This window comes from Blautia sp. HCP3S3_D9 (genome assembly GCF_052063845.1).
In the GTDB taxonomy this organism is placed as follows: Bacteria; Bacillota; Clostridia; order Lachnospirales; family Lachnospiraceae; genus Blautia_A.
Genome location: NZ_JBQHWS010000044.1, coordinates 12,405 through 30,228, shown reverse-complemented (window position 1 = coordinate 30,228; position 17,824 = coordinate 12,405). Strand labels below are relative to the sequence as shown.

Annotated in this window: 16 protein-coding genes; 12 read left to right on the top strand and 4 right to left on the bottom strand. The window is 41.3% G+C overall.

Features of this window, described 5'->3' with window-relative positions; translation table 11 throughout:
- The 3 genes from ACTNES_RS10325 to ACTNES_RS10315 form a co-directional block, all read left to right on the top strand.
- Positions 1-507 (top strand): oligopeptide/dipeptide ABC transporter ATP-binding protein (locus ACTNES_RS10325; protein ID WP_441039226.1); only part of this gene is annotated, 507 nt, incomplete at its 5' end.
- The gene (locus tag ACTNES_RS10320; protein ID WP_441039225.1) at positions 473-1,747 is read left to right on the top strand and encodes a sugar ABC transporter substrate-binding protein; all 1,275 of its coding nucleotides are present in this window, start codon (positions 473-475) and stop codon (positions 1,745-1,747) included. The genes ACTNES_RS10325 and ACTNES_RS10320, both read left to right, overlap by 35 nt.
- Before the next feature lie 172 nt (positions 1,748-1,919).
- Positions 1,920-3,008, top strand: coding sequence for a M14 family metallopeptidase (locus ACTNES_RS10315; protein WP_441039224.1), 1,089 nt, complete (start codon positions 1,920-1,922; stop codon positions 3,006-3,008).
- A gap of 116 nt (positions 3,009-3,124) precedes the next feature.
- Here ACTNES_RS10315 and ACTNES_RS10310 read toward each other — a convergent pair whose 3' ends face one another.
- Entirely contained in the window at positions 3,125-3,607 is a 483-nt protein-coding gene (locus tag ACTNES_RS10310) for a DUF2284 domain-containing protein (RefSeq protein ID WP_291817292.1), read from the bottom strand.
- Positions 3,608-3,799: 192 nt separating this feature from the next.
- Between ACTNES_RS10310 and ACTNES_RS10305 the strand changes: the two genes are divergently transcribed.
- Both ACTNES_RS10305 and fucO read left to right on the top strand, forming a co-directional pair.
- Positions 3,800-4,372, top strand: a complete 573-nt coding sequence (locus ACTNES_RS10305; RefSeq protein ID WP_291817314.1) for a TetR/AcrR family transcriptional regulator — start codon at positions 3,800-3,802, stop codon at positions 4,370-4,372.
- Between the two features lie 333 nt (positions 4,373-4,705).
- Complete coding sequence (gene fucO, locus ACTNES_RS10300; protein ID WP_441039223.1) at positions 4,706-5,851, top strand: lactaldehyde reductase; 1,146 nt, start codon at positions 4,706-4,708, stop codon at positions 5,849-5,851.
- A gap of 103 nt (positions 5,852-5,954) precedes the next feature.
- Here fucO and citX read toward each other — a convergent pair whose 3' ends face one another.
- Together citX and citC are read right to left on the bottom strand one after the other, a co-directional pair.
- A complete protein-coding gene (gene citX / locus ACTNES_RS10295) occupies positions 5,955-6,476 on the bottom strand; it encodes a citrate lyase holo-[acyl-carrier protein] synthase (RefSeq protein ID WP_291817287.1) in 522 nt (173 codons plus the stop codon).
- Positions 6,477-6,588: 112 nt separating this feature from the next.
- The gene (citC, locus tag ACTNES_RS10290; protein WP_441039222.1) at positions 6,589-7,677 is read right to left on the bottom strand and encodes a [citrate (pro-3S)-lyase] ligase; all 1,089 of its coding nucleotides are present in this window, start codon (positions 7,675-7,677) and stop codon (positions 6,589-6,591) included.
- Between the two features lie 381 nt (positions 7,678-8,058).
- On the opposite strand from citC, the gene ACTNES_RS10285 reads away from it, so the two are divergent.
- The 3 genes from ACTNES_RS10285 (at position 8,059) to ACTNES_RS10275 (ending at position 11,528) form a co-directional block, all read left to right on the top strand.
- Positions 8,059-9,147, top strand: coding sequence for a hypothetical protein (locus tag ACTNES_RS10285; protein WP_291817286.1), 1,089 nt, complete (start codon positions 8,059-8,061; stop codon positions 9,145-9,147).
- Positions 9,148-9,379: 232 nt separating this feature from the next.
- Complete coding sequence (locus tag ACTNES_RS10280) at positions 9,380-10,720, top strand: MATE family efflux transporter (RefSeq protein ID WP_441039221.1); 1,341 nt, start codon at positions 9,380-9,382, stop codon at positions 10,718-10,720.
- A 163-nt stretch (positions 10,721-10,883) separates the two neighbouring features.
- On the top strand, positions 10,884-11,528 hold the full coding sequence (locus ACTNES_RS10275; RefSeq protein ID WP_291817283.1) for a GTP pyrophosphokinase: 645 nt from the start codon (positions 10,884-10,886) through the stop codon (positions 11,526-11,528).
- A gap of 28 nt (positions 11,529-11,556) precedes the next feature.
- Here the strand turns inward: ACTNES_RS10275 and ACTNES_RS10270 are convergent, their stop codons facing one another.
- On the bottom strand, positions 11,557-12,681 hold the full coding sequence (locus tag ACTNES_RS10270; RefSeq protein ID WP_291817281.1) for an ROK family transcriptional regulator: 1,125 nt from the start codon (positions 12,679-12,681) through the stop codon (positions 11,557-11,559).
- A gap of 277 nt (positions 12,682-12,958) precedes the next feature.
- Between ACTNES_RS10270 and ACTNES_RS10265 the strand changes: the two genes are divergently transcribed.
- The 4 genes from ACTNES_RS10265 to ACTNES_RS10250 all read left to right on the top strand — a co-directional run bounded on the left by ACTNES_RS10265 (position 12,959) and on the right by ACTNES_RS10250 (position 17,724).
- A complete protein-coding gene (locus tag ACTNES_RS10265; protein WP_291817278.1) occupies positions 12,959-14,455 on the top strand; it encodes a sugar ABC transporter ATP-binding protein in 1,497 nt (498 codons plus the stop codon).
- 19 nt (positions 14,456-14,474) lie between these two features.
- Positions 14,475-15,455: an ABC transporter permease gene (locus tag ACTNES_RS10260; RefSeq protein ID WP_291817275.1), complete on the top strand. Its 981-nt coding sequence runs from the start codon at positions 14,475-14,477 to the stop codon at positions 15,453-15,455.
- 62 nt (positions 15,456-15,517) lie between these two features.
- Positions 15,518-16,564, top strand: coding sequence for a sugar ABC transporter substrate-binding protein (locus tag ACTNES_RS10255; RefSeq protein WP_441039220.1), 1,047 nt, complete (start codon positions 15,518-15,520; stop codon positions 16,562-16,564).
- Positions 16,565-16,668: 104 nt separating this feature from the next.
- A complete protein-coding gene (locus tag ACTNES_RS10250) occupies positions 16,669-17,724 on the top strand; it encodes an NAD(P)-dependent alcohol dehydrogenase (RefSeq protein ID WP_330687274.1) in 1,056 nt (351 codons plus the stop codon).
- Positions 17,725-17,824 lie beyond the last annotated feature (100 nt).

The window sequence follows — 17,824 nt, the reverse complement described above, 5'->3', positions numbered from 1 at the left end:
AGGATCAGTATTGCAAGAGCGCTTTCACTGGAACCGGAGATCCTGGTTTGTGATGAGGTGACTTCTGCACTGGACGTTTCCGTACAGGAATCTGTAATTGAACTTCTGGTACGCCTTCAGAAAGAGAAAAACATCAGCATGCTTTTCATCTGCCATGACCTGGCATTGATCCGTTCTTTTGCTCACCAGATCGCTGTTATGTATCTGGGAAATATTGTAGAGGTCATTCCTGGTGAAGATGTTACAGAGCATGCAGTACATCCGTATACACAGGCACTTCTGGGTGCACAGTTCTCCATTCATATGGATCCGAATCAGAAGATCCAGAGTATCGAGAGTGAAGCACCAAGTCCTCTGGATGTACCGAAGGGCTGCCCTTTCCAGAACCGCTGCGAGCATTGCACTGACAGATGCAAGGCAGAAATGCCGAAGCTGAAAGAGATTGCTCCGGGACACGAAGCAGCTTGCTTCTATGTGGAGGAGCAGAAGGAAAGAGGGAATATTTAATGAAAAAAAGATTCTCAGTCTGACACTGAGTGCAGTACTTGCGCTTGGGGCTACAATCCCTGCGAGGGCTGCTGCTGAAACCTATGCAGATGGTGAGGCACATACAATTGGTGTCATCGTATATGATTCGGATTCCTCAGAGATGGAAATGTTCTCCGACTACTACCGCGATTATATTCAGGCAGGCTTTCCGGTGAAATTCATTTTCTCCGGTAAGACAACCAACGCAGAGGAAGAGATTCAGTATATTGATAAAATGAAAGAGCAGGGCGCAGAAGGAATCATTTCTTTCGGCGGTTATGCTGACGGACTTCAGGATATCATCAAAGAATGTGAGAAGGATGAAGTGTATTATACACTTGGTTCCAACACCATCAGTGATGAGAACTATGAAGCTGTAAAAGACAACCCATGGTATATGGGAAGTGTAGGTCCGGATCTTGAGGATGTATACCAGGCCGGATGCGATATGACAGAGTATTTCCTGGACAAGGGAGCGAAGAATTTCGTGATCATGTCCGGTGGTGCTTCTTCAGGAAACCGTCTGCATCAGATGAGAACCTGGGGTATGCTCAATACTCTGGAAGAGAAAGCAGGACTGACTCTGACAGAAGAAGCAGAAACACTTTCTGCGACAGGAGAGGTTACAAAGCTTTCCAGCGAAGATGGTTCTGTACAGGTTACCATCTGCCCTGGCTACACAGAGTTGGACGGATCGGGACTTGACAATCTGAGTACTGCATTTGCAGATGGAAATTGTGATGCACTGATGAGTGCGTTCCATGTTTCTACTTATCTGGACAAGATCGCAGACAAAGAGAAAGAACAGAACAGCAATATTCTGGTAGGTTCTATCGACAGTTTCACAGATGGAAACTATGAACTTTTCCAGAAGAAAGATATGTTCGGAAATGCGCCTGTTGATTATGTACAGGGTAAATATGCATCTGAGGCAGGCCCGGCATTTGCCATGATCTACAATGCGATCACAGGAAATCCGGATGCAGTAAAAGAAGATGGACAGGCAGTACGTTTGTATCAGGGATTCTGGACTGCAACAAATGAGAAAGACTATGAAGAACTTTATGGATATGCAACTGGTATTTATGAGAATGCATACAGCTGTGAGGATCTTCAGGGCGTGATCAAGGTATTTGATGAAAGTGCTACACCTGAGAAGTTCAAAGAACTGACAGAGAGCTATACTGTAGAAGATGCTAAGGAACGTATCTTTGATTAAAATAAGATTCGGTTATGAAGACGTATAAGTATATGACTGTTTTGTTGACAGGAATGTGAACATATGTTAAAAATGAAAAGCAGGGAGTTGATACTTCAGGTATCCGCTCCCTGTTTGAAAATATGAAAGTTTTACACAACTAACTATAATGTGGAGTAGAGGAGAAAATTGGATGAGGACATTACGAGTAGCAGACCTGGAAGCGAAGCCGGGTGAGAAAGTATCCGGATTTGTGCATATCATTGGCGCAGAATTCGGAATCCCAGTAACACTAATCTGCGGAGAGAAAGAGGGCGAGACAGTCCTGATCTCCGGTGGTGTTCATAATGCAGAATATGTAGGAATACAGGCTGCCATGCAGCTTGCAGACGAACTTGATCCGAAGAAGATCGCAGGAAATATCATTGTGATCCGTCTGATGAACAGAACCGGATTCGAGCACCGTACCATGAGTCTTACCTATGAGGATGGAAAAAATCTGAACAGAGTTTTCCCTGGAAATCCGAATGGTACACTCAGTGACAGAATCGCTTATACTGTTGTGACAGAATTTTTCACAAAAGCAGATTACTATGTGGATCTGCACTGTGGTGATGGATTTGAGGGCCTGGTGTCCTATGTATACTGTACAGGTGCAGCAGCTTCGGAAGTAGCTGCGAAGAGCCGTGAAATGGCTGAGATCGCACATGTGGATTATCTGGTAACTTCCATGTATGGAACAGGCGGAGCTTATAACTATGCCGGCAGTATGGGAATCCCGAGTATCCTGCTGGAACGTGGCCACAGCTCCCGCTGGTGCGAAGATCTGGTGGCAGAGGATGTTCATGATGTGAAGAATATCCTCAGACATCTTGGAGTTCTTTGCGGAAAATCCCATATGCACGGCAAACCGCCGGTAGAAGTAAGTCCTGTCATCTATGAGGATGCACCGGTATCAGGATGCTGGTATCCTGCGAAACAGCCGGGTGAGACATTCAAAGAAGGCGAAGTGCTGGGAAGGATCTGCGATTATTTTGGACGGGAACTGTTTGTGTACAGAGCCAAAATGGGCGGCATTATTCTTTACCAGACCATCAGTCTGTGTATTATGAAAGATACGCCGATGGTTTCTTATGGAACCTGGGATGAGGATACACAGGGTAAGATCGAGGTCGGATGTGAAGTGTGCGGAAATACAAAACATAAGCATGGACACCATCATAAGACGGATGATAAGCATCATAAACGTCATGAACATCATAAGCATCATGAAGAAGAGTGATATCTGCGAAACTCAGAAAGTAGAGTATAAATAAGTAAGAACTGCAAAACGTAAAAAAATACGGCTACATTATATCTGTAAAGTGAATTTCAGATACAGTGTGGCCGTATTCTTTATTAATCTTCGTGAAACAGAATCTGTGTAAAGAATCTCACATCTGAGTCATCTGCCCAGCAGATCATGCCTACTGCATCAGCCATTTTCTGGGCATCAACACTGTAGGCGGACATACAGGAACAATTCTTGTACGGTCCTGCGCTCATGATCAGGACATCTTCTTTTCCATTTTCCTGCATCCATTTGGCAAGCTGTTCTGTAAGAATATTCTGTGCATGTTTCGCCTGTTTGAAAAGAATCGGATCCATGACCGGATCTTTGAGAACCGTCTGAAGAACCAGCGCTTTTTCATATTTTATTGCTTTCTCATGCATTTCCTCAACAGTGCCGCAGGCAGGCGGACATGCAGGAACCAGATTATAATTTCCGCAGAGATTGTCCTCGCAGAACTGCCTGTACTCTGGCACAAATACCAGATCTTTTGTATCCATGATCGCTGCATTTGCGAAGCCCATGGAAAGTGCTTCCTTTATTAAATCCATAAAAAGTCTCCCTTCTTAAGTTGGATTGTTTGTCTTTAATCTGTCATGATTATAACATTTTGAAGTAAATAAAGACAGAGTTATTGATGTAAAAAAGTATGCATTTTAAACAGAAGCTGCGCTGGAAATACAGGGCAGTAATTGATATAATAAATGTAGTAAGTTTTATCTGTGAGAGGAATTTGTATGGATATGATAAATGAAACGGGCAAAGGAGTGAAAACGAAATATCGTCTTGCACAGTCAATGAAAGAATGTATGAAAACAATGTCTGTAGATAACATTACGGTGAAGCAGATCACGGAAAATTGTGGAGTTACCAGGCAGACTTTCTACCGGAATTTTATGGACAAATTTGATCTGATCAACTGGTATTTCGATAAGCTTCTGGCGAAATCTTTTGAACATATGGGAATGGGAAAGACGGTTTACGATGCTCTGGTAAAGAAATTTACCTATATTCAGGAAGAACATATTTTCTTTGCGGCGGCATTCAAATATGATAATCAGAACAGTCTGCGGCAGCATGATTTTGAACTGATCCTGGCTTTCTATGAGAATCTGATCCATGAGAAAACAGGGAGGAAGCTGGATGAAACGATCCGCTGTATTCTGGAGATGTATTGCCAGAGTTCTATTTATATGACTGTAAAATGGGTGCTGGGTGAGATGGAATGTACACCGGAGGGACTGGCAAAAATTCTGGTTGATGGAATGCCTGGAAAACTCTCGGAGTTGTTTGAAAAACTGGAAATATTGTCATAAATATAACAGAATATTTTATGGATTATGCAACTGTTGCAGCCGGTTACGCAAAGACAGAAAAATTGAAGATTCGGATAATTTAATATTGTAAAGTACTGATTTATCAGGCTTTTTTAGAGTTACAGATTGCATAATTCCGGACTCTGTTTTTTGTAGATATTGCACAAATCTTATAAGAAAGTTACACTTGAGCAAAAGTGTAACTTTCTTTTTTTTGTTTATATCGTTAAGATAATAACAAAGATAAGCAATGCGGAAGCTTACCGAAGACAAAATAAATTGTGTTCTGCGATACATCAATACTACAGAATACTGAAAGGAATGGAAATCATTATGGCAAACAGAATTAATTTAAATCAGACATCTTATCATGGAGCAGGAGCAATCGAGGAAATCGCAAACGAAGCAAAAGCACATGGCTTTAAGAAAGCTTTTGTATGTTCTGACCCTGATCTTGTAAAATTCCATGTAACAAGCAAAGTTACAGATATTCTTGAAAAAAACGGACTTGCATATGAACTGTATTCAGATATCAAACCAAACCCGACAATCGAGAACGTACAGCACGGTGTTCAGGCATTTAAAGATTCTGAAGCTGATTATCTGATCGCAATCGGCGGTGGTTCTTCCATGGATACTTCCAAAGCAATCGGTATCATTATTGCAAACCCTGAATTCGAAGATGTAAGAAGTCTGGAAGGTACAGCTCCGACTAAGAAACCTTGTGTACCGATCATCGCAGTTCCGACAACTGCAGGTACAGCAGCAGAGGTTACTATCAACTACGTTATCACTGATGTAGAAAGAAAACGTAAATTTGTATGCGTTGACCCACATGACATGCCAATCATCGCAATTATTGATCCGGAAATGATGTCCTCCATGCCAAAAGGACTGACAGCTTCCACAGGTATGGATGCCCTGACTCATGCAATCGAAGGTTACACAACAAAAGCTGCATGGGAAATGACAGATATGTTCCACTTAAAAGCAATCGAGCTGATCTCCAAATCTCTCTGCGGTGCTGTTGAAAACACCAAAGAAGGACGTGAAGGAATGGCTCTTGGACAGTACATCGCAGGTATGGGCTTCTCTAACGTAGGTCTTGGAATCGCTCATTCCGTGGCTCATACACTTGGCGCTGTTTATGATACACCACATGGTGTTGCATGCGCTATGATGCTTCCGATCGTTATGGAATACAACCAGGAATGCACAGGTGAAAAATACCGTGAGATCGCCAGAGCAATGGGTGTCAAAGGCGTAGATGAAATGTCTCAGGATGAATACAGAAAAGCAGCAATCGAAGCTGTTAAGAAACTCTCTGTTGATGTAGGAATCCCGACTAAACTGGAAGCAATCAAAGAAGAAGACCTCCAGTTCCTGGCAGAATCCGCCCACGCAGATGCATGCGCACCAGGAAACCCGAAAGACGCAAGCGTAGAAGATCTGAAAGATCTGTTTCGTAAGATTATGTAATTTGACTCAACTGAAATTTAAGCAAATATAAAAAAGCACGATTCATAACGGCAGATTTCCTGATTAGGAGAAACGTTGTGAATCGTGCTTTTTATTACCATAATTATTTTTCAGAAGAGAGATATTCCTGTATCTTTGAATCAATGAATTCCTGCATTTCCGGGACGCTGTGTCTGCGTCTGGATGCGCATTCCTGGGCCTGGCAGTTGCAGATAAAGCATTTCCGGAATGTATTTCTGGACATTTTATTTCCGTCGGGATCAAGGACATCAATATCGAAAAGTCTGCCGATCGGATGGGTTTCTTCGATATGGGTCATGGCATCTTTGATACGTTTGCTGTCTTTACAGTCGACTGCAAGGATTAGTTCATTGCCTGTTTTTTCATTATGTTCTACAGATTCCAGAATTGCGATATGATTGTCTTCCAGGTATTGAAGAATACCGTGAACACCGCTGTGGAACACTTTTGTAATATCCTCGTTTGTCTTAATTGGACCAGGAATATTCATGCAGAAAGAAATAATAGTAGTGTGATATTTTTCCCGATACTCATCCTGTTTTCTGGCACGTCGTTCGCGGCAATCCAGCATATCTGTAAGTATTACGGTTTCTCCATGTAACATAATCTATTCTCCTTTATTTTAACCAAATCAAGTAAATCCCTTGCTTCAATTGCGAATATCTGCTTGACTTATGAGTAAGTAGCAAAGCGAATGATTTTATCCGCCTGACTTATCAGTAATGAATTACGTTTTCATGTTCCTGAATTTTTTTAATAATTTCGTCTGCTTCAGAACTTGTAAAGAATTGGTATGTGGCTTCCGGAACGAGTGGTTTAATAGATTCAATTTTTCCATCATGGATCGCCTGCCGTACAGTCGAGGCACTGATAGCAGTTCCGTCATGTTCCAGACGCGGTACAATAATACATTCAATATCTGATTTCGGCAGTTCCTTTGCCATAATCTGGTTGTAAATTCCTGTCACCTGACTGGTCGGTTCTTCGCCTACATATCTGCGGTTGATATGCAGTGTCTGTGCGATAGATTTAAAGATGGTAAGATCCAGCAAAGCATGTCCGGTGATAACAGAAGATTTGTCTTTCTGAAAATAGCTTGGAAAAGTTGCATTGCTGATGATATAAGGACCGCTGTCATGATAGCAGATATTCGGCAAATGTGAAGTTGCTTCCATAATGAGCCTCTTACGTACAGAATATGGCACCAGACTTGCATCCTCACTGACCATAAACAGATGCAGAATATCATTTTCCGCGGCAGCTTTTTCTACCAGATATAAATGTCCATTGGTGAATGGATTGGCATTCATGACAAGGGCGGCGATATTTTGAGTGTTCCGGGAATATTCTATATTATTATCAGAAGATGGAGTGTTTTTAGTACAGCTATTCTGGAGCTTTTTCAGATAATCAGAAAATCCAGTCCGCCTGTTTTCCATAAACACAAGCTGATCAGACACCCTTGCAATCTCCGAGAACCCAAGATCCCCGAAGAATTTCGCAGTATCGCATTTCGTATAAAGAAACAAATGCGTATTCCCGCGTTCAAACTGAATCTCGATCAGATGAGTGACAATCTCATTCATAAGCCCCTCACCCTGATGTAGATGACTGACTGCCATACACCGCAGTGTATTTCCAAAAAGACTGCCTGTGGCAATAATATTCATATCTTCATCATACATTCCGCATGTATAATCTAAATTAGGATCTCTCCGGATACCTTCTTCTTGAAGCAGTTTCTCAATCTGAGTATTGGCAAAGCGGTCATTAGGATATATTTTTGCTATATTATAGTTCGACATAAGTTTTACTCCTGCAGATTTAATTCAAAATAAAAGTAGTATTTTCTGTAATTATAAGCAAAATTTTGTTAAAAGTAAATTATGTAACTTATTCTAAAAAGGAATGTAAAAATAAGAAAATCCCTCGCAAACACGCTCTGGCCATTGCCTTTGCGGATCAGGATTTCCTCTTTTCCCTTTGCATAATAAAACTGATTACAGGGTTGACAATAACAGGAGTTTAGCCTACTATTATCTCTAACAGGAGCTGGCTTTTGAAAATGGAAAAGCTGGCTGTTTTACTGATATGGTACATAGATACTGGAGGGTAGTTTACCGGACAGAGATAATTTTGTATGGGGATTGTCCGGAGACACATAAGAGAAGATGGAGGATAAATAAATGGAAAACTGGAATGATGTGAAACTTGTGCCGGAGTTTTCAGAGCAGGGCGTAGACTGTTATCGTCTGGAAGGCGGAAACTACGAGAACGAATATTATGTGGTTTCTGAAGCAGAGACGAGGAAGCTTCTGAATACACCGGAGGTAGTTGGATACGAGGTTTATCATTGCCTGATCCCGTCCACTTCTCAGATGCTTTATTACTTCAAGGAACAGAAGAAAGTTACAACTGCGAATATTCTTTCAATCCTGCGTGGCGCATTAAACTATCCGCTTGAAGAGAGCTGTTACAGAGAACACATCCGTGTTCACGATATCAGCTTCCTTTCCAGCGAGCGTGTGTTCAATGAGGATGAGATTGCAGGTCTGGAGATCAAATACAGCAAGCTGACAATGGTGCCGGACAGTACACTTCTGATCGGTGATATCATTGCAACAGGTGAGACTCTGATTCACTGCTTACGTTATGTAACAGACTTCTACAGAGAACACGGTGCAAGACTCCGCAACATCATTATCTTTACGATCGGCGGAACTACAGGAATTACGATCCTGGAGCGTCTGACAAAGGAAATCCGCGAGTTCTGGCCAGAGTTTGAAGGATTTATCACAGTATATTATGAAGGAATCTTCAGCACCTATCAGGACAAAGGTGTATCCGGCATCAATCTCCCGGATGTAGACTTTTACTGGAAAGATGGCATCATTGCACCGGAATTCAGAAGAGAGACCTTATCTATGAGAAATCCGTTATTTGAGAAATGCATCATTTATGATGGCGGTGCGAGACGTTATGAGATTCATGAGCATGTAGAAGAAGTGTTGGAGTTCTGGAAAGAAATGCTGGCCCGTGCAGACAAGATTGATTTTAAAGCTTTGCTGGATGAGAAACTTGGTTATGCAACACCAATCAGTTTTGAGGACTGGATGAAAGCCAATCATTATGAAAAGATCAGCCCATCTGTAAATAAATGGTTATATAAACAGGAGCAGGGTTATATCCAGAGTATGCAGGATGTTACATTGAAAGAGATTGCAGAGGAGAGGATCCAGGAATTTACAACTGCGTTAAAGAAATATATTCTTTGAAATTTAGCGAAAAATAAGCTTGTGTGATGCGGATAGTTAGTTTAAAAATTAATTTGCAGATACACTGGCTGCTCATAAAACTGAATAGTTAAGAATTTATTATTCGTTTAAAACAAGAACAGCTGGAATATTGCGGAGTTAATTTCAACGTAGTGTTCTGGCTGTTTTACGCATATCAGGATAAACCTGATTTTTGACAGAGCAATAGGAAAGGGAGTAAATGAAATAAATTATGGAATACAATCTGACAGAAGGCAGCATTACAGGGAAACTCCTGAAGTTTGCATTTCCTCTTATGATAGGAAATCTTTTGCAGCAATGCTATAATATCGCGGACACGCTGATCGTGGGTCGTTTTCTGGGTGCAGATGCACTGGCGGCAGTGGGATCTGCTTATACTTTGATGGTGTTTCTGACTTCTATTATACTGGGACTTTGTATGGGAAGCAGTGCCTTTTTTTCTATGCAGTATGGAGCCGGAGATACAGACAGACTTAAGAAGAGCTTCTTTCTGTCCTTTGTGATGATTGGGGCGATCACGCTGGCTTTGAATTTCCTGGTGGTATGGAAATTGGGATTGATCATTCGGTTACTGCAGATTCCGGCAGAGATCCAAGGACTGATGAGAGATTATCTTTGGATTATTTTTATGGGAATGGTGGCTACCTTCTTATATAATTATTTTGCTAATCTGTTGAGGGCAGTAGGAAATTCAGTAGTGCCGCTGATATTTCTGGCTTTCTCTGCTGTACTGAATATTTTGCTGGATCTGTTGTTTGTGCTTGTTTTTCATTGGGGAGTGAAAGGAGCAGCAGGTGCAACGGTATTTTCCCAGTATGTTTCAGGTGTAGGGATCATGATTTATTATTATGTGAAATTCCCACATCTGAGAGTGAATAAATGTCATATGAAGTGGGATACTTCTATTCTGAAAGAAATTACAGGGCTGTCTATGCTAACCTGTATGCAGCAGTCTATTATGAATCTGGGTATCCTGATGGTACAGGGGTTGGTCAACAGTTTTGGAACTGCGGTTATGGCGGCATTTGCGGCAGCAGTGAAGATTGACTCCTTTGCCTATATGCCTGTTCAGGATTTTGGAAATGCGTTTTCGACTTTTGTGGCGCAGAATTATGGTGCAGGAAAGAAAGACAGGATCATACAGGGAACGAGAAGTGCGGTCAAGCTTTCCTGTGTGTTCTGCTTTGTAGTGAGTGCACTGGTGTTTATCTTTGCGGTGCCTCTTATGAGAATCTTTATTGAAGCATCCAGACCGGATATTATTCAGATTGGTTTGGGATATCTGCGAATCGAAGGAAGTTTTTATTTTGGGATTGGAGTTCTGTTTTTATTATATGGATATTACAGGGCGGTCAATAAGCCGGCAATGTCAGTGGTACTTACTGTGATTTCCCTTGGAACACGTGTTGTGCTGGCCTATGTGCTGTCAGCTGTTCCTGCTATTGGAGTGAAAGGCATCTGGGCAGCCGTTCCGATCGGATGGATTCTGGCGGATCTGACTGGTCTGATCTATATGCGGAAAATTACAGAGCATACAGGTAAGCAGGTTTGATCGAAAATAGAATGCACAGGATTGTTTATAAAATGATTATAATTCAAACATCAATTGAACACATTTTTCCTGTATGATGAGGAAGTAATGGGGAAGGCTTTGCATCGCAAAGCGTGTTGCTGGCTGCGGGGTGAACAGTAACAGTTTTACAGGAGAAATAAATATGACAGATGAAGAATACTATGAATTTATACAACCGTATGAGGATGCCAAACAGATGCTCCTTACACGTCTGGATGTGCTAAACCATAACCTGTATGGGGAAGCGTCTGCGAGACCGATCCACAACATTCAGTGCAGGATAAAGAAGAAGCAGAGTATTGAGGAGAAGCTGCAGCGCAAGGAAAAAGAGCCTACTGTGATGAATGCAAAAGATTATTTGCAGGATATTGCGGGAGTCAGGGTAATCTGTTATTTTGTAGATGATATTTATAACTTGACAGAGATCCTGAAGAGTCAGAGTGATCTGATCGTGATTAAGGAACGTGACTATATTGGCAGTCCGAAACCTAACGGATATCGAAGCTATCATGTTATCGTAGGTGTGCCGGTATATTGTCTGGATGGAATGGAATATTTTCCGGTGGAGATACAGTTTCGAACTATGTCCATGGATTTCTGGGCAAGCATGGAACATCGAATTTCTTATAAGAAAGAACGAGCGGACAAAGAACAGCTTCGCGATGAATTACGGGAATATGCAAATATGCTGGTAGAAATCGAGAGCAGATTTGAACAATATAATGAGGCGGATCACCAGCAGGAAAGAATATCCGCCAGAGCAAAAAAAGAAGAACAGCCACTGTAAAATGCTGGAGGTTCTTCTTTTTTGTGGATCAGAAATTTTGCACAAACTTATCGATGTAATAAATAGCTGCACCAACAGCGGAAGCAGCAGTGCGGTAGTGGCAGACACGGATATAACTGCCGTCTTTTTCAAATGGGTTCAATTTGATTGCCTTCTCGCGGAAATCATCAAGATAGTCGGACATATAAGCACCTACATTTCCGCCAAGGATGACATCGCAGTCAAAACACATACGCAGGTTATTTACTGCAATAGCAAGATGATCCATATATTCATCAAACACATTCAGAATTCCTTTACTATTTCCAGACTTCAGTATCTCAAAAAATTCTTTCAGATTGCCTTCAGTAAAATCCGTCAGTGTATTGGCATTACAGTAAGCATCCAGGCAGCCGTCACGACCACAGTAACAGCGTTTTCCGTGCGGAACAATGGTGATATGACCAAATTCACCACCTCGATTATTGGAACCAGTATAAATACTTCGGCCATTCATGTAGGCTCCACCGATACTGCTGCTAAGAGAGAGATAGACAACAGAATCTGTATAGTCGCCTTTCCAGCTTTCAGCCAGACCTGCAGAATTAGCGTCATTGAAAAACAGATACGGCTCATGAATATAATTACTGAAAAAGTTGTAGATATTCAATGAAAGCGGGATTACCGTTGCATATGTAACTGTTTTACGGTCTTCTCCGATAATAGCGGGAAGAGAAATACCTACCCCCAGAAGTCTGGAGCGGTCTTTAATGTTGGAAGAAACAATAGTTTCGAATTCTTCCTGAAGAATGGAAAAGTATTCGTGAGTTTCTCTGAAAGGAATCCGCATTCGCTTGCTGTCGATAATGTTCAGAGCCAGATCGATCAGTACGATAGTAAGGTGATTACGGGTGATATCGATTCCAACAGCATAGCGGGAATTGGAAACACACTGATAAATTACGGCCTTTCTTCCGCCGGTTGACTGAAATTCACCGGCGTTTTCAATCAGACCTTCTTCCTGCAGTGCATTCAGATTCCGTGTAGTTGTAGGAAGACTGATTCCCAGCGCCTGAGAAACTTCCTGACGGGAACTCTGCCCGTTAAAATATAAAAATCTGTAAATATCTCCGGATATTGTACTTTTTGTAAAGAAATCATTCATGAAATCCATCACACTCCTGTTCTGATATAATATTACCACTTTTCTGACAAAAATGCCAGCACTTAAGTAAAAACTTTTGTTAAAAGATTAACATAAATAATGTTAATAAATTATCAATAAATATAAAAAGAAAGTGATAATATTAATTATGCACAAAAATATAAGAACAAAATGCAATATTATTTACAAACTTAAATAAAACTATTGACATAAGTGACACGGAAGAATATACTCTTAATCAGAAAAGCAAACGAAGCAAAATTGAAATTGAGAAGGCGGTGAAGCAATGGACGAAATCAAGATGCGCGTCAGCGGAGTAGAGAAATCTTTCCCTGGTGTAAAGGCATTAAGTGGTATTGATTTTGCAGTGAGAAAAGGAACCGTTCATGCGTTATGTGGAGAAAACGGAGCGGGAAAATCCACACTGATGAAGATCATCATGGGACTTTATCAGGCAGATAAAGGTCAGATCTATCTTGATGAGAAACCGGTAACGATCAAGAATCCTATACAGGCAATGGAAATGGGAATTTCCATGGTAGCACAGGAATTAAACTACGTTCCGGAGCTTTCTGTTGAAGAGAATCTTTTCCTTGGAAGACTTCCGGTAAACAAATTCGGAAAGGTTGACTGGAAGAAGATCAGAAGAGATGCGAAGCAGTTCCTGAAAGATGAGAATCTTCCATATGAACCGACACAGAAACTGAAAACTCTTACAGTGTCTGATATTCAGATGCTTGAGATCATTAAAGCAGTTACAAATAATGCACAGGTTATCATCATGGATGAGCCGACATCCTCTATTACAGACAGAGAAGTCGAGAACCTGTTTAAAAAGATTGAAGAATTGAAGGCACAGGGAATTTCAATCATTTACATTTCACATAAAATGGAAGAAGTTTTTCGTATTGCAGATGATATCACAGTCTTAAGAGATGGAGCGGTTGTTTCCACAGACAGAGCTGAGGATCTGGATCTGGATACAGTCATTGCAAGAATGGTTGGACGTAAGCTTGATAATGTATATCCGAAAGAAGAAGTAAAGATTGGATCAACAGCACTGGAAGTAAAGAACTTCTCAAGAAAAGATCTTTTCGAAGATATCAACTTCCATGTATCTAAAGGTGAGATTGTTGGATTTGCGGGTCTGGTAGGTGCCGGAAGAACAGAAACAATGAGAGCAGTCTTCGGACTTGATCCTCATGATTCCGGACAGATACTGATCAACGGACAGGAAGCAAAGATTAAATGTCCACATGACAGTATTCAGCAGAAGATGGTAATGCTTTCAGAGAGCAGACGAGACGACGGAATTATTCCTGTTCGAAGTGTTATGGAAAATGCCAGTCTGGCCAGCCTTGAGAGAATTATTTATAAAGGATACACGCACAAAGCAAAAGAGAAAAAATCAGTCAAAGAAAGCTTTGACAAGATGCATGTAAAGACACCAACTCTTGATACTGCGATCTCCACTCTTTCAGGTGGAAACCAGCAGAAGGTGCTTCTGGCAAGATGGCTTCTGTGTGAGCCGGATATCATGATCCTGGATGAGCCTACAAGAGGTATTGATGTCGGCGCTAAATTTGAGATTTATAAACTGATCACAGATATTGTAAAAGAAGGCAAGGCCGTAATTATGGTTTCATCAGAACTTCCGGAACTGATCGGAATGTGTGACAGAATTTACATTATGTGTCAGGGAAAAATAAGCGGATGCATCAACAGAAATGAATTTTCTCAGGAGACCATTATGAAATTTGCTACTGGTCTGAAAAACAGCTGATCGTGCGGAGGGTAAAAAGATGAAAGCAAAAAAATCAACCAATTTACAAAAATTCAGTATTTATATCGTACTGCTCGTATTGTTTGTGGCCTGTAGTATAATCAGCCCTTACTTTCTTCAGTACAGCAACCTGATCAACGTTACCAGACAGTTATGTGTGGGAATTCTGATAGCATACGGCGAAATGCTCCTGATCATCAGTGGATTCCTTGATCTGTCAGTTGGTTCAGTACTGGCGCTGGCCGGTGTATACTCAGTATCTGTATACAAAGCAACAAACTCCATTCTGCTTGCTCTGATCGTAGCAGTGGCAACAGGTATCGGATGTAATCTTGTAAACGCATTCTTTATCGCTGAATTTAATGTTCCGGCATTTATCGCAACTCTTGGTATGCAGCAGGCAGCCAGAGGTCTTGCACTTTACTTTACAGGTGGACAGAACATTCTTCAGTTAGGCAATTTTGTTAAGATCGGACAGGGAATGGTTGGACCGATTCCGATTCCGGTAATTCTGGTAATCATTGTTACAGTTATCGTATGGTACCTGGTAAACAACACAAGATACGGACGTGCACTGTATGCAATCGGCGGCAGCCGTCCTGCAGCAGAAGCGAGCGGTATCAATGCAAAGAGAAACATTTATAAATCTTACATATTAAACGGTATTATGACAGGTCTCGCAGGTATGATCTTCATGGCAAGAAACAATGCCGGTCTTCCAAACGGCGCGATCGGATATGAAATGACAGGTTTAACTGCAGCCATCGTTGGTGGTACTTCCTTTACAGGTGGTATCGGCACTGTAAGCGGAACTATCGCAGGTGCATTTATCATTGGTTTCCTTGAGAACGTTATGAACCTTCTGGGTGTTAACTCTTATATTCAGCAGATCATTGAAGGTGCAATTATCGTACTGGCAGTTGCATTTGATGTAGTAAGCAAATCCAAAAAGTCCAGAAAAGTTATTATCGTAAAAGATGAAAGCAAAGAGTCAAAATAAAAAACAAAAAGCAATGCAAAATAAAATCCCAAACTATCCAAATTAAAAGGAGGAAAAATTTTATGAAAGCAAAAAAAGTTGGAGCATTATTATTAGCAGGTGTTATGGCAGCATCTATGGTTTCCGCAACAAGTGTAAGCGCAGCTGACGCAAAGAGAGTGTGCTTCGTAGCACGTGCCAGTGCTGATACATTCGCTGCATGGCTGACAACTGAAATGAAAAAACAGGCAGAGAACTATGATGATATTGATCTTACATGTGTAAGCGGTGAAGGTGATGATAATAAAGAGAACGGTCTTCTTGAAGATTGTATCACAAAACAGTATGATCTCGTTATCGTACAGTCCAACAACAATGGTGCACAGGCTCCATATGTTCAGCAGCTTATAGATGCAGGTATCCCTGTTATTACAACAAACCCGACAACACATCAGAATGACCTTGACGGTGGAGATGACACATCAGTTATGGCCGGAACAGGTACAGTCGATGCAGACCCGATCGAGCAGGCGAAAGTCAGCGCTGAAAGAGCTGTAGATGAAATTCCTGAAAATGCAAACGTTGTTGTATTAAAAGGACCATCCGGAAACTATCACGCTGATAAGAGACGTGAAGCATGGGATCAGTACTTCTTTGACAAACGTTCTGATGTAAAAATTCTTTATGAAGATTTTGCAAACTGGAACAGTGATGAAGCGCTTACACTGATGGAATCCTGGGTACAGGCAGGAACACATATCGACGCTATCATTTCCATGAATGATAACATGGCAGCTGGTGCGATCGAAGCAATCAGAGAAAACAAAGATTATTTCAACGAAGACGGAACACCAAACTTCCTTGCATATGGTGTTGACGGAACAGCTCAGGGATGCCTGCTGATCAAAGAAGGCCTTCTGACCTCAACAGCATTACAGTCTGCAGCAGACCTTGCTGAAAAGAACATGGAATATGCAGAAAAGATCGTTAATGGTGAAATGGAAGTAACAGACGTAAACGACTATGTAGATGCTCCGGAAATCAATGCAGATAACGTAGATGATTATATCCAGATTTATATTGACAACGGCGAACTTACAGAAGACGACGTAAAAGCAGCCGTGGAATAAGAAGGAATCAGCATTGCCCGGTGTGAAATTCATACCGGGCAATCTGTGGTTGACTATCCGGTTATTTCAGACAGAATGCAGCAAACAGAAAGGGGAAACATATCATGAAAAAAATGTTACAGAAAAGTGCAGTTATGAGAGGCACTGACAATATGGTGATCAAAGAAGTTCCGGTTCCGGAGGTAAGAGACAAAGAAGTTCTTGTATCTCTGGAATATGTAGGAATCTGTGGTTCCGACGTACATTACTATCACAATGGAAACTGCGGAGCATATAAAGTAGACCTGTCTCAGGACTTCATGCTTGGACATGAGTGCGCAGGTACTATCGTAGAAGTTGGCAAAGATGTAGAGAATCTTAAAGTAGGTGACAGAGTTGCTCTGGAACCAGGAATTACCTGTGGTAAATGCGAATTCTGTAAATCCGGTCATTACAATCTCTGCCCGGATGTTGTCTTCCTTGCAACACCTCCTGTTCAGGGTTGCAACGAAGAGCTTATCGCTTTCCCTGAAGATATGTGCTTTAAACTTCCTGACAATGTATCCACTAAAGAAGGTGCGCTGATCGAGCCATTATCTGTAGGTTTCTATGCAGCAGAACAGGGTGCAGTTGGAACTGGCGATACAGTTGTTATCCTTGGATCCGGATGCATCGGTCTTGTAACATTACTTGCATGCAAAGCTCACGGCGCAGGACAGATCATCGTAGCTGACCTTGTACAGGCCCGTCTGGATAAAGCTATGGAATTAGGCGCAACAGCAGTTATCAACAGCGGAAAAGAAGACGCTCTTGAGAAAATCAAAGAACTTACTGGCGGACGTGGAGCAGATGTTGTATTCGAGACAGCAGGATCACCTGTAACAATTGCTCAGACTCCATTTATCGTAAGAAGAGGCGGAACAATTACATTAGTTGGTATTTCTTCCAAAGAGGAGATTACATACAATTTCGCACAGATCATGGACAAAGAAGCTACCATCAAATCTGTATTTCGTTACAAAAACATTTATCCAAAAGCAATCGCAGCGGTTGCAAGCGGAGCTATCAATGTTAAGAGCATCGTAACTCATGAATTTGATCTGGATCATATTAAAGATGCTTATGATGAGGCTGTAAACAACAAGACAGACCTTGTAAAAGCTGTTATCAAAATTAAATAATAGTAATCAGAAAATCCTTACGATTCAGTAATACAAAATAAAGTTCCCTGTTTGATCTGTATAACGTAGCAGACAGGGAACTTTTTTATGTATCTTTTTT